The sequence below is a fragment of the Micromonospora sp. GCM10011541 genome, assembly GCF_042650725.1.
GTDB lineage: Bacteria > Actinomycetota > Actinomycetes > Mycobacteriales > Micromonosporaceae > Micromonospora > Micromonospora sicca.
In genome coordinates this window covers 71,570-88,852 of the sequence record NZ_JBHSBP010000049.1, presented here as the reverse complement: position 1 = coordinate 88,852, position 17,283 = coordinate 71,570, and the positions used below count along the sequence as shown (strand labels likewise).

General features: G+C 74.1%; 14 protein-coding genes and 1 tRNA gene. 8 read left to right on the top strand and 7 right to left on the bottom strand.

All coding sequences use genetic code 11. The features are described from left to right. Nucleotides 1–29: 29 nt before the first annotated feature. The 5 genes from ACFOYX_RS17525 to ACFOYX_RS17505 form a co-directional block, all read right to left on the bottom strand. Nucleotides 30–3,602, bottom strand: coding sequence for an adenylate/guanylate cyclase domain-containing protein (locus ACFOYX_RS17525; RefSeq protein WP_322441379.1), 3,573 nt, complete (start codon nucleotides 3,600–3,602; stop codon nucleotides 30–32). Continuing rightward, nucleotides 3,599–4,435: an MBL fold metallo-hydrolase gene (locus tag ACFOYX_RS17520; protein WP_322441378.1), complete on the bottom strand. Its 837-nt coding sequence runs from the start codon at nucleotides 4,433–4,435 to the stop codon at nucleotides 3,599–3,601. The genes ACFOYX_RS17525 and ACFOYX_RS17520 overlap by 4 nt, the downstream gene beginning before the upstream one ends. Nucleotides 4,436–4,553: 118 nt before the next feature. After that, nucleotides 4,554–5,015, bottom strand: coding sequence for a RidA family protein (locus ACFOYX_RS17515; protein ID WP_109802598.1), 462 nt, complete (start codon nucleotides 5,013–5,015; stop codon nucleotides 4,554–4,556). Between the two features lie 5 nt (nucleotides 5,016–5,020). Beyond that, entirely contained in the window at nucleotides 5,021–5,176 is a 156-nt protein-coding gene (locus ACFOYX_RS17510; RefSeq protein ID WP_013289021.1) for a DUF4177 domain-containing protein, read from the bottom strand. 52 nt (nucleotides 5,177–5,228) lie between these two features. Then, a complete protein-coding gene (locus tag ACFOYX_RS17505; RefSeq protein WP_322441377.1) occupies nucleotides 5,229–5,690 on the bottom strand; it encodes a hypothetical protein in 462 nt (153 codons plus the stop codon). A 362-nt stretch (nucleotides 5,691–6,052) separates the two neighbouring features. Between ACFOYX_RS17505 and ACFOYX_RS17500 the strand changes: the two genes are divergently transcribed. Genes ACFOYX_RS17500 through ACFOYX_RS17490 form a run of 3 tightly spaced genes read left to right on the top strand, consistent with a single transcriptional unit; the run spans nucleotide 6,053 to nucleotide 8,856 of the window. Beyond that, entirely contained in the window at nucleotides 6,053–6,658 is a 606-nt protein-coding gene (locus tag ACFOYX_RS17500; protein ID WP_322441376.1) for a hypothetical protein, read from the top strand. A 26-nt stretch (nucleotides 6,659–6,684) separates the two neighbouring features. Further along, the gene (locus ACFOYX_RS17495; protein WP_322441375.1) at nucleotides 6,685–7,650 is read left to right on the top strand and encodes an ArsA-related P-loop ATPase; all 966 of its coding nucleotides are present in this window, start codon (nucleotides 6,685–6,687) and stop codon (nucleotides 7,648–7,650) included. 57 nt (nucleotides 7,651–7,707) lie between these two features. Then, nucleotides 7,708–8,856: an ArsA-related P-loop ATPase gene (locus ACFOYX_RS17490; RefSeq protein ID WP_322441374.1), complete on the top strand. Its 1,149-nt coding sequence runs from the start codon at nucleotides 7,708–7,710 to the stop codon at nucleotides 8,854–8,856. A 7-nt stretch (nucleotides 8,857–8,863) separates the two neighbouring features. Here ACFOYX_RS17490 and ACFOYX_RS17485 read toward each other — a convergent pair whose 3' ends face one another. Then, nucleotides 8,864–9,184: a WhiB family transcriptional regulator gene (locus ACFOYX_RS17485; protein ID WP_109802593.1), complete on the bottom strand. Its 321-nt coding sequence runs from the start codon at nucleotides 9,182–9,184 to the stop codon at nucleotides 8,864–8,866. Between the two features lie 403 nt (nucleotides 9,185–9,587). Between ACFOYX_RS17485 and ACFOYX_RS17480 the strand changes: the two genes are divergently transcribed. Beyond that, the gene (locus ACFOYX_RS17480) at nucleotides 9,588–12,026 is read left to right on the top strand and encodes a transglycosylase domain-containing protein (protein WP_322441373.1); all 2,439 of its coding nucleotides are present in this window, start codon (nucleotides 9,588–9,590) and stop codon (nucleotides 12,024–12,026) included. Between the two features lie 77 nt (nucleotides 12,027–12,103). On the opposite strand, the gene ACFOYX_RS17475 is transcribed toward ACFOYX_RS17480, so the two are convergent. Beyond that, a complete protein-coding gene (locus tag ACFOYX_RS17475; protein ID WP_109802591.1) occupies nucleotides 12,104–12,559 on the bottom strand; it encodes a GatB/YqeY domain-containing protein in 456 nt (151 codons plus the stop codon). 25 nt (nucleotides 12,560–12,584) lie between these two features. Here ACFOYX_RS17475 and ACFOYX_RS17470 point away from each other — a divergent pair, with 25 nt between their 5' ends. From ACFOYX_RS17470 to ACFOYX_RS17455, 4 genes are all read left to right on the top strand, one after another. After that, nucleotides 12,585–13,478, top strand: a complete 894-nt coding sequence (locus ACFOYX_RS17470) for a metallophosphoesterase (RefSeq protein ID WP_238454381.1) — start codon at nucleotides 12,585–12,587, stop codon at nucleotides 13,476–13,478. An 84-nt stretch (nucleotides 13,479–13,562) separates the two neighbouring features. Further along, nucleotides 13,563–13,639 (top strand) — tRNA-Pro (locus tag ACFOYX_RS17465). A gap of 268 nt (nucleotides 13,640–13,907) precedes the next feature. Further along, complete coding sequence (locus ACFOYX_RS17460; RefSeq protein ID WP_322441372.1) at nucleotides 13,908–14,540, top strand: VOC family protein; 633 nt, start codon at nucleotides 13,908–13,910, stop codon at nucleotides 14,538–14,540. Between the two features lie 78 nt (nucleotides 14,541–14,618). After that, nucleotides 14,619–17,228 (top strand): AAA family ATPase, encoded by a 2,610-nt coding sequence (locus ACFOYX_RS17455; protein ID WP_322441371.1) that lies wholly within the window; start codon nucleotides 14,619–14,621, stop codon nucleotides 17,226–17,228. The last annotated feature ends 55 nt before the right edge of the window (nucleotides 17,229–17,283 follow it).

Genomic DNA, 17,283 nt, shown 5'->3' with positions numbered 1-17,283 from the left:
GCCGCAGCGGGGCGGCAGCGGGCGTCAGGTCAGGCGGCGGCGAGGCGGGCCCGGAGGGCGTCGGCGGCGGGGCGCTCGCTGCGCTGCTCGGTGGAGTACGCCAGGCGTACCGCCTCGTCGGCGCTGGCCAGCGCCTCGACCGGGCGACCGCAGGCGACCAGCGTCTCGGCCAGCACCATCGCGGCGATCACCTGGCTGCGGACGTCCTCCGCCGGGGCGACCACCGCCCGCTGTGCCCAGTCCAGCGCCTGCTCCCGCTGGCCGTGGGCGAGCAGCGCGGAGGCGTACCGGGCCATCGTCTGCCGGCGGGAGAAGAGCAGCGACGGGCTGTTCGCGGCGGTGGTGGCGACCGGGGCGAGCAGCCCCACCGCGGTCGCCGGGTCACCGGCGGCGAGCCGGGCCATCGCGAGCAGCACCCGGGGCGCCACCTGCGCGGGGGCCTGCGGGTTGTGCGGCTCGACGCTGGTCAGCACCGCGCGGGCCTCCCGCTCGGCGGTGTCGCAGTCACCCATGTCCAGCGCCACGAAGCCGCGCAGCGTGCCGGCCATCCCGGTGAGCAGCGGATGCGCCGTCCGCTCGGCGTACGCGTGCGCGTCGGTGAGCAGGTCGGCCGCGTGCTCCGGCTCGCCCAGCCCGCGCGCCACCACAGCCCGGACGACCAGGGCGAAGCCCTGCCCCCAGTCGTCGGAGACCTCGGCGAACTCCCGGTACGCCTGCCGCGCCGCCCGGTCCGCCTCGGCCAGCTCACCCAGTTCGGCGGTGGCGTACGCCTCGACCGCGCGCAGCGTACCGACCGCCCACGCCTCGCCGACCCGCTCGCCGAACGGGAGGAAGACCCGCGCCATCCGGCACGCCTCCCGCAGCCGGCCGGCGAGCAGCCGGGCGAACGCGGTGGTGCCGCGCAGCCAGGCCCGCCCGTACGGGTCCCTGAGCTCGGCGAAGAGCCGGGCGGCCCGGCCGAGCACCGCGTCGGTGCCGGCGAAGTCGCCCCGGGTGGTGGTCACCCAGGCCAGGTTCTGCAACGACCAGGCCTGCCCGCGCGGGTCCTTGGCGGCGAGGCTGACCTGGTAGGAGGCGGCGAGCCGGCTGCTCGCCTGGCCCAGCCGGCCGGCGATGAAGTCGGCCATCCCGAGCCGGCGCATCGCCGAGGCGCGCTGCGTGGGCAGCTCGCCCGCGGTGGCCACCTGCAACGCCTCCTGCCAGCAGCACTCCGCCCGGGCCTGGTCGCCGAGGGTCTGGTGGGCCTGCCCGGCGAGGAGCAGCGCGCTGGTCCGGGTCGGCGCGTCCCCGGCGTTGGCGGCGATCTTCTCGGCGAAGGCGAGCGCGTCGGCGGGGCGGCCGACCTGGAGCAGGGCCCGCGCGTGCACCACCCGGTCGGCCGGCGGGACGCCGTCGCGGGCCAGCTCGGCGGCGCGTTCGGCGTACTCGACGGCGAGGGCCGGCTCTCCGACGTGCAGCGACCGGCGGGCGGCCCGGCCCAGCGCGGCGACGCCGAGTGGGACCACCGCGCGGGCCGGCGCGTCCGGGCGCAGCTTGACCGCGTCGGCGAGCGCGGCGGCCCGCTCGACGTGCTCGGCGACGAAGTCGTCCCGGGCGGCGTCGGTGAAGCCGCCGGGCGTGCCGCCGGCCGGATCGGCGTCGGAGGTCTCGGGCGCGGCCCAGCGGACCAGCGCCGCGTGCCGCTCGGCCAGCTCCGCCTTGCTCACCCCGGCGTACGCGGCCTCCCGCATCAGCGGCGTCGCGAACGCGTACCCGGTGCGGGTGCGGTGCAGCATGCGGCGTTGCAGCAGCTCCTCCACGGCCCGGTCCAGCGCGACCGCGACCACCGCCGCCGGTCGGCCGTCCCGCCCAGCGCGCTGCTCGCGAAGCGCCTCCAGGGCGCCGGCCGGCACGGTGTCGCCGACCACCGCCGCGTCCCGCAGCACCGAGCGGGCGTCCACCGGCAGCGCGTCGATGCGGGCGGCGAGCACGGCGGCCAGGTCCCGGGAGAGCAGCCGGCTGCCCAGCGAGCCGGGGACCAGCCGCCAGCCGCCGTCCGCGCCCGCGGTCAGCGCGCCGCGCTCACGCAGCAGGGTGACCAGCTCGGCCAGGTAGAACGGGTTGCCCTGGGCGGTCGCCAGCAGCCGGTCGGCGTCGTTCTGCGGCAGCTTCCCGCCGCCGAGATAGCTGGTCAGCAGCCGGGCCGCGTCGGCACCGCGCAGCGCGGGCAGCCCGTGCACCTCGGCGTCCGCGACCCGGGTCAGCGCCCCGGCGGTACGCACCAGTTCGGGGCGGCCGAGCAGCAGCACCAGCACCGGGCCGCTGAGCCGGTTGAGGGTCAGCGCGAGCGCCTTGATGGTCTCGGCGGTGGCGTCGTGCAGGTCGTCCACCACGATCACCAGCGGCGCCTCGACGGCGAGCCCGCTGAGCAGCCCGGCGACCGCGTTGGGCACCGCCTCGGCGTCCGGCGGCGGGGCGGCGGCGCTCCACTCGCCGTTCTCGGCGGCGGCGGGGAGTTCGGCGTACCCGAGCAGGGCGAGCAACTGGTCGGTGGCGAGCGGCGGCGGGTCGCCGGGGAGCCGGCCGAGCCGCTGGGCGAGTCGGCGCAGCCGCTCCTCCACCGCCGGCCGGGTGAGCGCGGTGGCCGCGTCGCTGGGCAGGCCGACCGCCGCCCGGACCAGGTCGGCGAGGGGGGCGAGCCGGCGGCGTTCGCCGAAGGCGGCGCAGCGTACGGAGAGCACCCGGGCGCCGGTGTGCGCGGCGTACCGGCCGGCGCCGACGTCGTAGCCGGCGGCGAGGCGTTCCACCTCGGCGGCGAACCGGGACTTGCCGATGCCCGCCTCGGCGGTCATCAGCAGCACTCGGGGGTCACCCCGGTCGATCACCTCGGCGAGCCGGCCGGCGACCCGGCCGATCTCGGTCTCCCGGCCCACGAAGGGCGCCTCGTCGCCGAGGCCGGACCGGGTGCCCGGCGCGTCCAGCAGGCCCAGCAGCTCGTACGCCTCGACCGGCTCGCGCTTGCCCTTGAGCCGCAGCGGGCGCAACGCCCGCCAGGAGGCGACGTGCCGGGTGGCGGCGGAGGTACGGGCGCCGGCGTAGACCGCGCCCACGGCGGCGGCGTCGGCGAGCCGGGCGGCGGTGTTCACCGTGTCGCCGATGACCGTGTATTCGATCGCGGCCTGGATGCCGGCGATCACGTCGCCGGTGTTCAGGCCGACCCGCAGGCCGAGGGGCGCGCCGCCACCGCGCTCGTCGTCGAGCACCCGGCGGACCGCCCGCTGCATGGACAGGGCGGCCCGGACCGCGCGTTCGGCGTCGTCCTCGTGGGCGACCGGCGCGCCGAAGACCGCCATGATCCCGTCGCCGGTGAGCTTGTCGACGTGCCCGCCGAAGGTCTTCACCGCGCCGGCGAGCGCGGCGAGCACCCGGTCGGTGACCGCGCCGACCCGTTCCGGGTCGAGGTCCTCGGACCAGGAGGTGAAGTCGGAGAGGTCGCCGAAGAGCACGGTGACCACCCGCCGCTCGGCGGCGGGGAGGGTGGCGGCGGCCGGCAGCGCCGCGCCGCAGTTGTGGCAGAACCGGGCGCCGGGTACGGCGACGGTTCCACACACCGGGCAGGTCACGGCTGCTTCAACTCCGCACCCCCGGCGCCGGATTCCCGGGGCTCGACCCCGAGGTACTCCAACTGGGCCCGGACCGACCATTCGGCGGCCCACCAGAGCGACCGGTCCACGTCCGCGTAGACCCGGGCGACCACCTCGGGCGCGGTGGTGGCGCCGTCGGCGACCGCCGACCGGACCTGGTCGAGCCGGGCCCGGCGGTGGGCCAGGTAGAAGTCGGCGGCGGCACCGCAGTCGGCCAGGGCCGGGCCGTGCCCGGGCAGCGCCGGGATCCCGCGGTACGTCGAGAGCAGTTCCAGGCTGGCCAGGTAGTCACCGAGGTGGCCGTCCGGGTGGGCGACCACGGTGGTGCCGCGCCCCAGGATGGTGTCGCCGGTGAGGACCGCCCGCTCGCCGTCGTGCTCGACGAGGAAGCAGACCGAGTCCCCGGTGTGGCCGGGGGTGGGCAGCAGCCGGATCTCCAGGCCGAACCCGCCGACGTTCTCGCCGGGCGTGGTCAGCGGTTCACCGCCGATGGTGTGCGCCGGGTCGGCGGCGCGCACCTGGACGCCGCCGAGCAGTTCGGCCAGGCGCGCCGCGCCGTCGGTGTGGTCCGGGTGCCCGTGGGTGATCAGCACCAGCCCGACCGGGGCGTGCCCGGCGATCCGGGCGAGATGGGCGTCGTCGGCCGGTCCGGGGTCGACCACCACGGCCGGCTCGCCGGGGGCCGCCCGCAGCACCCAGGTGTTGGTGCCGTCGAGCGTCATCGGCCCCGGGTTCGGCGCCCGCAGCAGCGTCGCCCAGCCGGGTAACTCGTCGGCCAGCGCCCCCGCCGCCTCGGTCACATGCCCGCCCATGGCAGCGATCGTACGACCCCGCCCGCCGGTCCCCACGATCTTGCGGTTCCGGCCCCTGATTCGTGCCCGTTCAGGGCTTTCGTCGGGGCGCGAACCGCAAGATCGCGGGCACGGAGAGTCAGGCGACCTCGACGATGACCTCGACCTCGACGGGAGCGTCGAGGGGGAGTTCGGCGACGCCGACCGCGGAGCGGGCGTGCCGGCCGGCCTCGCCGAAGACCGCGCCGAACAGGTCGGAGGCGCCGTTGATCACGCCGGGCTGGCCGGTGAAGCCGGGCGCGCTCGCGACGAAGCCGCTCAGCTTGACGATCTTGACGACGTTCTCCAGGCCGACCAGCGAGTCGATCGCGGCCAGGGCGTTCAGCGCGCACCGCTGGGCCAGGTCCTTCGCCTGGTCGGCGGAGACGCCGGCGCCGACCTTGCCGGTGGCGAGCAGCTTGCCCTCCGCCATCGGCAGCTGGCCGGAGACGTAGACGTGCTGCCCGGACTGGACGGCCGGCACGTAGCTGGCCACCGGCGGCACCACCTCGGGCAGGCTCAGGCCGAGTTCCGCGAGCTTCGCGTGCGGTCCGTTGCTCACGCCCGTCAGCCCTTCGGACGCTTCAGGTAGGCGACGAGCTGCTCCGGGTTCGGGCCGGGAACCACGGAGACCAGCTCCCAGCCGTCCTCGCCCCAGTTGTCGAGGATCTGCTTGGTCGCGTGGACCAGCAGCGGAACCGTGGCGTATTCCCACTTCTGCATCGGGTGAAGGCTCCCTTGACTGGCATGGACACTTTCCAGGCACAGACTACGGTCAGGACGGCGGCCTGGGCGCGGGACGCTGCTCGGGCGTCACGGGCAGCTCGCCGCAGGGGCCCTCGTGGTCGTAGCGCTGCGGGCACCGGCTGCGGTCGGGCAGCAGCAGGTCGCAGAAGACCCGGTGCCGGTTGTTCTGGTCGTCGGCGGTGGAGACCGTCGTCTCGCCGGCGTCCAGCTCGCTCAGGAAACCCAGCGAGGTGGCCACGGTGCCGGCCAGCGCGGTGGCCGCCGCCAGGTCGGCGACCCGGACCGGCAGGTGGATGACGTACCCGGGCTCCTCCTCGTCGGGACCCCGCTCGCCGGGGCGGACCAGGACGCGGATCGCCTCGGCCGGTTCGAGGCAGCGGCGGTACGACCGCTCGTTGATCGGCAGGGCGGGGAGTTCGGCGTCGCCGGACCGGCGAGCCCGGTCACCGGGCGGAAACTGGGCTCGAGGAATGTTCTCCGCGTCGCGCATGCGCTTGCCTCCGGGCGTCGTACCTGGTCTGAATCACCACCGTCCGGCTCGGACATCCGCCCGGTCCGGCCCCCGCACCGCGACGAACGTAGGGCCGATCCTCGGACCCGACAACGGGACGCGCACGCGTGATCACCTGCAGTCACATATGCGACAGATGCGTCGTCGGGGAGGCGATCGAGGTTCACGTCCCACCGGTGGTTGCGGCGCCGCGCGACCGGCGCGATCGCACGCGGGGGCTGGCAACTCGCCCATCGACCGCTACCCTTCCGGTCGGACGGGCGACCCACGCCCGCCCGCCACGCTCGATCACGCGTCCGTCGCCCTCGGGCGGCGACGGCGCCGCACCCCGGGGGAAAGACATGACCCAACCGCCCATCGGTGGCGCCACCGGCTCGCTCGACGGCCCGTCCCGCGACGAGCCGTCGGCCGGGCACGCGCCGGCCACCGCACCGGCCCCCGGCACGTTCCCACCGCCGCCGGCGGCCGCTGGCTACCCGCCGTACCCGAGCCCGGCGGCCCCGAAGAAGCGGCGCGGCCTGCTGATCGCCTCGATCGCGCTGGCCGCGGCCATCCTGCTCTGCGGCGGGGGCGGCACGGCGGCGTTCCTGACCCTGCGGAACACCGAGGACGGCCAGGGCGCGAAGGAGCCGGCGGTCGCCGTGGACGGCTTCCTCACCGCCGTCTACAAGGACCGGGACGCCAGGAAGGCGGCCACCTTCGTCTGCTCCGCCGCCCGCGACGACAAGAAGATCGCCGGCAAGGTCGCGGAGGTGCAGAAGTACGCGGCGGAGTACCAGAACCCGCGCTTCCGGTGGACCACCCCGACGGTGGACAACCAGACCGGCGACCGGGCCACCGTCACCACCAAGGTCACCATGACCACCGCTGACGAGAAGGTGGCCGACCAGGAGCTGCGCTTCACCGTGGTGCGGAAAACGGGTTGGTGGGTCTGCGAGGTCGCCTGAGCCCGGGGGCTGGATAGGCTCGACGGGTGCGAGCAGCTGAGCAACGGTCCGAGACCTGGCCGGCCCGCCTTCACGTGGTGACCGGCAAGGGCGGCACGGGCAAGACCAGCGTGGCCGCAGCGCTGGCCCTGGGCCTGGCCGCAGGCGGCCGGCGCACGCTGCTGGTCGAGGTGGAGGGGCGGCAGGGCATCGCCCAGCTCTTCGGCACCGACCCGCTGCCGTACGAGGAGCGGCACCTGGCCGACGCCCCCGGCGGCGGCGAGGTGCGGGCCCTGGCGGTGGACGCCGAGGAGGCCCTGCTCGAGTACCTGGACATGTTCTACAAGCTCGGCGCGGCCGGCCGGGCGCTGCGCAAGCTCGGCGCGATCGACTTCGCCACCACCATCGCGCCGGGCCTGCGGGACGTGCTGCTCACCGGCAAGGTGAAGGAGGCGACCACCCGCACCAACGGCCAGCGCCGGACGTACGACGCGGTGGTGCTGGACGCGCCGCCGACCGGGCGGATCGGCCGGTTCCTCAACGTCACCGCGGAGACCGCCCGGCTGGCGAAGATGGGCCCGATCAAGACCCAGAGCGAGGGGGTCTCGGTGCTGCTGCGCTCCCCGATGACCGCGGTGCACGTGGTGACCCTGCTGGAGGAGATGCCGGTCCAGGAGACGGTGGACGCGATCACCGAGCTGACCCAGCTCGGTTTCCCGGTCGGTCGGGTGATCGTCAACGGCGCCCGGCCGCCGGTGCCGGCCGGGCGGGCGCTGAGCCAGGCCGAGCTGAAGCGGGGGCTGCTCGCCGCGGGCCTGCCCGCCGACCGGGACACCGTGGCCGGGCTGGCCGGGGAGGCCCGGGACCAGCAGGTACGCCGGGAGCTGGAGGACTCGCTCCGCGCCGACCTGGTGGAACTGGGCCTGCCGCTCACTGAGCTGCCGCTGCTGCCCGACGGGGTGGACCGGGCCGCGCTGGAGACGCTGGCCACGGCTCTCGTCCGGGCGGATTGACTCACACCTGCGGCCGGCACGGAGCAGAGACACCCCCGAGCCCGATACGCTCGATTGGTGCATTCCGAAGACGCGGCGCCACCGCTGGACGTCGACCAGATCCTCGCCGACCCCGGGGTACGGATCGTCGTCTGCTGCGGGGCGGGCGGAGTGGGCAAGACGACCACGGCGGCCGCGCTGGCGTTGCGCGCCGCCGAGCGGCACGGCCGGCGGACGGTGGTGCTCACCATCGACCCGGCCCGGCGGCTGGCCCAGTCGCTCGGCCTGACCGAGCTGGACAACACCCCCCGCCAGGTCAAGGGCATCGACGTCGAGGCCAGCGGCGGCGAGCTGCACGCCATGATGCTGGACATGAAGCGCACCTTCGACGACGTGGTGCTCCAGCACACCGACCCGGCGAAGGCGGCGGAGATCTTCGCCAACCCCTTCTACCAGGCGATGAGCTCGACCTTCGCCGGCACTCAGGAATACATGGCGATGGAGAAGCTGGGCCAGTTGCACGCCCGGGGCGAGTGGGACCTGATCGTGGTGGACACCCCGCCGTCCCGCTCGGCGCTGGACTTCCTCGACGCCCCGGCGCGGCTCTCCCGCTTCCTGGACGGGCGGATGCTGCGGCTGCTGCTGGCCCCGGCGCGCAGCGGGGGGCGGAGCATGTTCAGCCTGGTGACCGCCAGCTTCGGGATGTTCTCCAAGGTCGTCCAGAAGGTGATCGGCGCGCAGCTGCTCACCGACCTCTCCGGCTTCGTCGCCGGCCTGGATTCGACGTTCGGCGGCTTCCGGCAACGGGCCGAGCAGACGTACCGGATCCTGCAGGCGCAGGAAACCGCGTTCCTGCTGGTGGCGGCGCCCGAGCCGGACGCGGTCCGGGAGGCCGCCTACTTCGCCGGGCGGCTGCGGGAGGAGCGGATGCCGCTGGCCGGCCTGGTGCTCAACCGGGTCCACCGCCCGACCGCGACATCGCTGGACGCGACGGAGAGCCTGGCCGCCGCGGAGCGGCTGGCCGAGTTGGGCGGCCACGAGGGCACCGTCGACGTGCTGCGGGCTCACGCCGCGCTGGCCCAGCAGGCGGTACGCGAGCAGCGGGTGGCGGCCCAGTTCACCGAGGCGTTCCCGGCGGTGCCGGCGGTGTCGGTGACGGCGCAGCCCGCCGACGTGCACGACGTCGACGGGCTGCGGACGATCGGCGCGGCGATCAGCCGACCGTGAAACGCCGTCAGTTGGCGGCGGTCACCAGGACCTTGTCCTTGCCGGCCTTCTCCTTGGCGTTCTTCGCCATGGCGGCCTCGAACATCTTGCGCCAGCTCGTCACCTGCGGGTGACGGCGCAGCAGCGCGCGGCGTTCCCGTTCGGTCATGCCGCCCCACACCCCGAACTCGATCCGGTTGTCGAGCGCATCGGCCAGGCACTCGTACCGAACTGGGCAGCTCCGGCAGATCCTCTTCGCCACGTTCTGTTCGGCGCCCTGTACGAACAACGCGTCCGGGTCCCCGTTCTGACATGCCGCCAGCGACGGCCAGTCAGTGATCATGCCCATGTGTACACGTCCCCCCTTGCAGTACCTACCGACTTCGTGCGACCAGCCGTCGAATTCCCCCGGCCGTCCGGCCCGTCCTTCCCCAAGGAGGCACGGACGACGTGTGGCCCTGTCGCCGCCACTCATCATGCTCTGTAGTCGCCTGATTACGCAACGTTGTCGGCGAAATCCATCATTCCGGACACTCCCGGCTTCCCGGGCCTTCGCCCGCCGTCTACCCGGCCCGGGTCGGAGAAAACGCTGCGCCGCTCCCCCGTTCGGAGGAGACTCGTCGCCAGGTTCACGCAACCACCCACCGGGGTTCGTGCGTTTAGCACAACGAGGTCGGCGCGCGCAGGAAATGGGGAAAGAACGCCCCAGCGCCCCTCGTTCCCTACTCGCGTACCCTGTCGAGGTGACCTGGATGCGGAAACGTGACCACAATGTGCTGACCAACGCCGCATCGCTACTCATCTGTGGCCTGTTGGCCGGCGTGGTGGTCGCGGCGGCGGCCTTCCCCGCGGTGGCGATGTCCGGGCTGGCCGCCAAGGCCGGCGCCGAGACCTTCGGCGCGCTGCCCAAGGAACTGACGGTGGCCCGGGCCCCGCAGATCACCTATCTGCTCGCCTCGGACGGCAAGACCCCGCTCGCGACGATGTACGACGAGAACCGCAAGGACGTCAAGCTCAAGGACATCTCGCCCTTGATGCAGAAGGCGATCATCGCGGCCGAGGACCACGACTTCTACAAACACAACGGCGTCGACCTCAACGGTGTCGCCCGGGCGTTCGTCAACAACAGCTCCGGCGCCAACTCCCGCCAGGGCGCGTCGACGCTGACCATGCAGTACGTCCGGCTGGCCATCGCGTACTCGGCGACGCACCCGGCCGACGTGGTGGCGGCGACCGAGGACACCAGCGCCCGGAAGCTGCGCGAGATGCGCTACGCGCTCCAGATCGACAAGGAGCTCACCAAGGACGAGATCCTGGAGCGCTACCTGAACATCGCCGCCTTCGGCAACGGCGCGTACGGCATCTTCGCCGCCAGCCAGGTCTACTTCGGCAAGCAGCCGAGCAAGCTCGACATCCAGGAGTCGGCCATGCTGGCCGGCATGGTCAAGGCGCCGACCGCGTTCGACCCGACGACCAGGGCCGGTTACCCGGAGGCGGTAACCCGGCGGGACTACGTCATCCAGAACATGGTCGACATCGGGGCGATCACCCAGGCGGACGCCGACCAGGCCAAGAAGATCAAGCTGCGGGTGAACGACAAGCGCACCCCGAACGGCTGCGTCGCCACCAACCAGCGCACCTGGGGCTTCTTCTGCGACTACTTCTACCGCTGGTGGATGCAGCAGGGGACGTTCGGCTCGACCTCGTACGACCGGGAGCGCCGGCTGAAGAGCGGCGGCTACACCATCACCACCACGCTCGACGTGCAGGCGCAGAAGGGCGCCGACAAGGCGGTCCGCAACCACCTGAGCGAGAACAGCAAGGCGGCCCGGATGGTGGCGGCGATCGAGCCGGGCACCGGCCGGGTGCGGGCGATCGCGGTGAACCGCAACTTCAAGATCGACGACCCGAAGCACCCGCAGAACAAGATCTCCACCGACCCGAAGAAGGCCGCGAAGAAGATCCGGGGCAACTACCCGAACACGGTCAACCCGCTGGTCACCGGCGGTGGCGGCATCACCGGGTACCAGGCCGGCTCGACCTTCAAGATGTTCGCGATGGTGGCGGCCCTGGAGAAGGGCATCCCGCTCAGCTACACCATCAACGCGCAGCCGTTCTTCAAGTCCGAGTACATCATCGACTCGAGCTCACCGGCGGCCTGCAAGGGCACCCACTTCTACTGCCCGAAGAACGCCAGCGCCAGCATGACCGGCGTGCAAAACATGTGGAGCGCGTTCGGCAAGTCGGTCAACACCTACTTCATCCCGCTGCAGCAGCAGGTCGGCGCGGAGAACGTGGTGAAGGCCGCCCAGAAGCTCGGCATCACCTTCCGCGCGCCGTCGGACGCCCGGTTCGCCTCGAACAAGGACTACGCGCACCAGTGGGGCGCGTTCAGCCTCGGCGTCTCCCAGACCACCCCGCTGGAGCTGGCCAACGCGTACGCGACGCTGGGGGCGGACGGCAAGTACTGCGAGCCGATCCCGGTCCAGGAGATCCGTGGCCCGGACGGCAACAAGCTGGACATCGCCAACCCGCACTGCGAGCAGCGGATCAGCACCGAGGTGGCCCGGGCCGCCGTGGACGCGGCCCGCTGCCCGGTCGGTGACCGGTCGGCCACCTCCAAGTGCACCGGCGCCACCGCGGGCAACGTCCGCCGCATCGTCGGCGCGCCGGTCGCCGGCAAGTCCGGCACCACCGACTCGGACAAGACCTCCGCGCTGGTGGCGATGACCAAGCAGTACGCGGTGGCCGGCATCATGGCCGACCCGGACTGGCCGCAGACCGACCAGAAGATGGGCCACGACGTCCCGAACGGCATCAACCCGGCGGTGTACGAGACGCTGCGCGACGCGATGAAGAACAAGGAGCCCGTCGACTTCACCCCGCCCAGCGGCAAGATCATCTTGGGTGACCAGCGCTCCATCCCCGACGTCAAGTGCCAGCCGATCGAGACCGCCAAGTCGCGGCTGCGGGGCGCCGGGTTCGACCCCGTCGTCTCCAGCAGCAAGGTCCCGTCGAGCTGCCCGAAGGACACCGCCGCCGGCACCAGCCCGGACGGCCGCACCATCAAGGGCGGCGTGGTGAGCATCGAGGTCAGTGCCGGTGGCGGCGCCACGCCGGCCGATGGCGCCACCCCGCCCGGTGGCGCACCGCCGCCCGCCACCGGCCGCCCCGGGCGACCGCGCGGCTGACCCGTGGCACGGACGGGCGGGCACCCCACCAGGGGGTGCTCGCCCGTTTCGCGTACGTGCGGCGGCAGCCGGGTCGGTCAGAGGCCGAGCTGCCGGCGTACCTCGGCGGCGACCCGGCCGCCCTCGGCCTGGCCGGCCACCGCGGTCTGGGCCGCCTTCATGGCCGGGCCCATCTGGGCCTTGCCGGTGAAGCCGCCCGCGGCGAGCGCCCCCGCGACCAGCTCGGCCAGCTCCTCGTCGGAGAGCTGCTTCGGCAGGTAGCGCTCCAGCACCTCACCCTCGGCGGTCTCCTTGGTGGCCTGCTCGGCGCGCCCGGCGTCGGCGAAGGCGGTGGCGGCCTCGCGCCGCTTCTTCGCCTCCTTGGTCAGCACCGCGAGCACCTCGTCGTCGGTGAGCTCGCGCTTGGCCTTGCCGGCGACCTCGGCGTTGCCGACGGCCGCGAGGGCCATCCGCAGCGTGGAGGTGGTCAGCTCGTCGCGCGCCTTGAGTGCGGCGCGCATGTCTACGGTGAGGCGGTCCTTCAGCGTGCTCATGGACGGTCAAACTACCCTGAACGCCATGCGAAAGCGCACACTATTCCGGCTCGCCGCCGGGACCTTCGCCGCGGGCACGGCCACCCTGGCGTACGCGTCGCTCGTCGAACGCAACATGTTCACCCTCCGCCGGTACGACGTGCCGGTGCTCCCGGCCGACGCCGAGCCGCTGCGCGTGCTGCACCTGTCGGACCTGCACATGACGCCCGGCCAGCGGCGCAAGCAGGACTGGGTGGCCTCGCTGGCCGCCCTCGACCCCGACCTGGTCGTGGTGACCGGCGACAACATGGCCCACCCCGACGCCGTTCCCGGCGTGCTGCGGGCCCTGCAACCGCTGCTCGACTTCCCGGGCGCGTTCGTCTTCGGCTCGAACGACTACACCGGGCCGGTCTGGAAGAACCCGTTCACCTACTTCCTGCCCGACCGGGAGTACACCGAGGGCGTGGCGCTGCCGTACGAGGAACTCCGGGACGTCTTCACCGGCGCCGGCTGGGTCGACCTGAACAACGCCCGGACCACGGTGAAGGCCGGTGGCCGGGAGGTCGAACTGGTCGGCGTCGACGATCCGCACATCGAGCGGGACGACTACGCCGCGGTGGCCGGCCCGGTGTCCGCCTCGGCCGAACTCGCCCTCGCCCTGGCCCACTCCCCCGAGCCGGCCGTCCTCGACCAGATGGCCGCGGACGGCTTCGGGCTGCTGCTCGCCGGGCACACCCACGGCGGCCAGGTCTGCGTGCCGGGCTACGGCGCGCTGGTGACCAACTGCGGGCTGCCCCGCTCGATGGCCCGCGGCCTGCACCGCTGGCCCGGCTCGGACTCCTGGCTGCACGTCTCCGCCGGGCTCGGCACGCACCCGACCGCGCCGGTGCGCTTCGCCTGCCCGCCGGAGGCGAGCATCCTCACCCTGATCCCCCGCTGAGCGGGTCCGGGACGCCCCGGACCCGGCGCGGGGGTACCGAGTTTGACCATCGGTCCGGGTGGGCTACTATTTGTCGGCACGCCTCGGGGTGTGGCGCAGCTTGGTAGCGCGCTTCGTTCGGGACGAAGAGGTCGTCGGTTCGAATCCGGCCACCCCGACCAGAGGTAACAGCAGGTCAAGGCCCCTCCGTGGAGGGGCCTTGATTCGTTTCTGGGGATCACTGCTCTCTAGAAGGCACTGAGCAGGCAGCTGCCGGGTGTCGAGGCGTTTGGTGCTGAGTGCCGGGATCAGGTGCAGCCGGACGACGCTCTCGGCGGGCGTCCCAGCCGGCGGCGGAGGCGATGCCGAGATCGAGGCACCCCGCAGGTACGGAGGCAGTACGTTCGTAACCGAGACGATGACGCCCTGACTCAGCCCGGGGAGGCCGCGATGAGCACGACGGACGTCCGGAGCAGCGACGCGAGCGGGACGACGAGCATCAAGAAGGTCGACATGAAGCTCGAGGTGGTCGTCATCCCCGTCTCGGATGTCGACCGCGCGAAGGAGTTCTACGGGCGCCTCGGGTGGCGGCTCGACCAGACGCCGCCGGGTGTGATCCAGTTCACGCCGCACGGCTCCGAGTGCTCGGTCCAGTTCGGACCGAACCTCACGTCGGCCACGCCTGGTTCGGCCAAGGAGTACCTGATCGTGTCCGACATCGAGGCGGCCCGGAACGCGCTGGTCGCCGCCGGTGTCGAGGTGAGCGACATTTTCCACATCGGCCCGGACGGGCCGGTGAGCGGTCTGGATCCCGAGCGTCGCAGCTACTTCTCGCGCGCCTCGTTCAGCGACCCCGACGGCAACAACTGGCTGCTTCAGGAGATCACGACCCGGCTTCCCGGGCGCATCGAGGCTGCTGCGACCTCGTTCGGCTCGGCAAGCGACCTGGCGGGCGCGCTTCGGCGGGCGGCGGCCGCACACGGCGAGCACGAGAAGCGCACCGGCAAGACGGACGCGAACTGGCCCCACTGGTACGCGGAGTACATGGTGAGCGAGCAGAGCGGCGCGGAACCGCCCAAGTGAGCGAGCTGTCGCGGCCCACCAGTCGGCTCGACGTCAGGACGGCTCGCCCGCCGCCCGCCGTGACTAGCATCGGCGGCAATGGAGCTGCTGGAGCGGGCCGGCCCACTCGACGCGCTGGACGAGCTGCTGACGGCCAGTGCCGCCGGTGGCCGCATCGCGCTCGTCGCCGGCGAGGCGGGCGCCGGCAAGTCCGCCCTGGTGAGTGCGTTCACGGCGGCGGTCGGAGTTCGGGCCCGAGTGCTCCAGGGCGGCTGCGACCCCCTGCTCACCCCGCGCGCCCTCGGCCCGCTGCACGACATCGGCCGGCAGATCGGCGGCGCGCTGGCCGAGCGGCTCGCCGACAGCCGGGCCGGTGGCGGGCGGGAGGGTGAACGCCGAGGCGTGCTCTTCGACGCCCTCCTCGACGAGCTGGCCGGACCTCGGCAACGCCGCCGACCGGTGCTGGTGATCGAGGACGCGCACTGGGCGGACGAGGCCACCCTCGACCTGACCGCCTTCCTCGGCCGTCGGCTGGCCGGCTGCCGCGCCCTGCTGGTGCTCACCTATCGCGACGACGAGGTGGGTCCGGAGCACCCCCTGCACGCGGTGCTCGCCGGGCTGCCCCGCGCGCTGGTGCGCCGGCTGCCGCTGCCGCCGCTCTCCACCGCCGCCGTCGAGGAGCTGGCCCGCCGCGCCGGGCGCTCCCCCGCCGGCCTCTACCAGGCCACCGGGGGCAACCCGCTGCTGGTCACCGAGGTGCTGGCCGCCGCCGAGCCGGGTGTCCCGCCGACCGTACGCGACCTGGTGGCCGCCCGGCTCGCCGCGCTCAGCCCGGCCGCGCGGGAGGTGGCCCGGCTGGTGTCGGTGGTGCCGTCCCGGGCCGAGTCGCACCTGCTTGCCGGGGAGCCGGCGGCGGCCGTCGAGGAGTGCCTGGCCGGCGGGCTGCTGGTGCCGGCGGAGGACGGCGTGCGGTTCCGCCACGAACTGCTCCGCCGGGCGGTCCGGGACGGCCTCTCCCCGGTACGCCGCTCGGCCCTGCACGCGGCGATGCTGGCCCGGCTCGCCGGCCGGTCCGACGTGGACGTCGCCCGGCTGGTGCACCACGCGCACCACGCCCACGACGCGCCGGCCGTGCTCCGGTGGGCGCCGCTGGCCGCGCGCCGGGCCGCGGCGGTCGGCGCGCACCGGCAGGCCGTCGCCCACTACGCGGTGGCCCTGCCGCGCGCGGCCGGGCTGCCGGCGGCGCGCCGGGCGGAGCTGCTGGAGGGGTACTCGTCCGCCGCCTACCTCGCCGGGCTGGGCACGGAGGCCCTCGCCGCCCGACGGGAGACGCTCGCGCTGCGGGAGGCCGACGGCGCTGCCGTCCCGATCGGGGAGAACCTGCGCTGGCTGTCCCGGCTCTGCTGGTGGACCGGGGACAGTGTGGCCGCCCGCGCGGCGGCCACCCGGGCGGTCGAGGTGCTGGAGTCGGCGCCGCCCGGCCGGGAGCTGGCCATGGCGTACAGCGGGATGGCGCAGCTGCTGATGCTGGCCAACCGGGACGACGAGGCGATCGACTGGGGCGGCCGGGCGCTCGCGCTGGCGGCCCGCATCGGGGATCGGGACACGGAGGCGCACGCGCTGGTCAACGTCGGGTCGGCGCGGCTGCAGCGCGGCGACCCGGACGGCGTCGAGCTGCTGGAGCGGGCGCACGTCCGGGCCGCGCTCGACGGGCTCGACGACCATGCCGCGAGGGCCCTGGTCAACCTGGCCACCATGTCCGTCGAGCGGTACGACCTCGACGCGGCCGGTGCCCGACTGGCCCGCGCGCTGGAGTTCACCACCGGGCGGGACCTCGACGGGTACGCCCGCCACCTGTTGGGCTACCGGGCCCGGCTGCGGCTGCTGCGGGGCGACTGGACGGGCGCGCTGGCCGACGCCGAGAGCGCCCTCGCCGGCTCCGGGCAACCCGGCGGCAGCCTGATGCCGGCGCTGCTCGTCCGCGGCCTGCTCCGCTCCCGGTACGGCGATCCGGCGGCGACGGACGGGCTGACCCGGGTGGCCGGGTGGGCATACGGCACGGGAGAGCTCCAGTTCGTCGGCCCCGCGGCGGCGGCCCTCGCCGAGCACCACTGGCTCGACGGCGAGCCGGAGCAGGCCGCCGCCGAGGCCCGGCGCGGCTATGAGCTGGCCGTCGCGGTGGGAGAGCCGTGGTCCACCGGGGAGCTGGCGTACTGGCGGTGGCGGGCCGGGGGGCTGATGTCGGCGCCGGAGGTGGCTGCGTCGCCGTACCGGCGGCTGCTCGACGGCGACTGGGCCGGCGCGGCCGACGAGTGGCGGCGCCTCGACTGCCCGTACCGCCGGGCGGAGGCCCTGGCCTGCGGAGACGCCGAGGCGGCGGGCGAGGCGCTGCGGATTCTGGACGCCCTGGGCGCGGTCCGGACGGCCCGGCGGCTGCGGGCCGAGCTGCGCGGGCGCGGCCTGGCCCGGGTGCCGCGCGGCCCACGACCGGCGACGGCGGCCAACCCGCCCGGGCTGACCGCCCGGCAGCTGGAGGTGCTGGCGCTTGTCGTCGACGGGCTGAGCGACGCCGAGATCGCCGCACGGCTGTCGCTGTCGGCGCGCACGGTCGGGCACCACGTCTCCGCGGTCCTCGGCAAGCTGGCCGTGCCCAACCGGGGGCAGGCCGCCGCGGTCGCGCGCCGGCGGGGCCTGGTGCCGCCAACATAGGTGGTTCTCCCCATGTCCGGCCGCCGCGGCAGCCCTAGCGTCACCGGCAACCGAC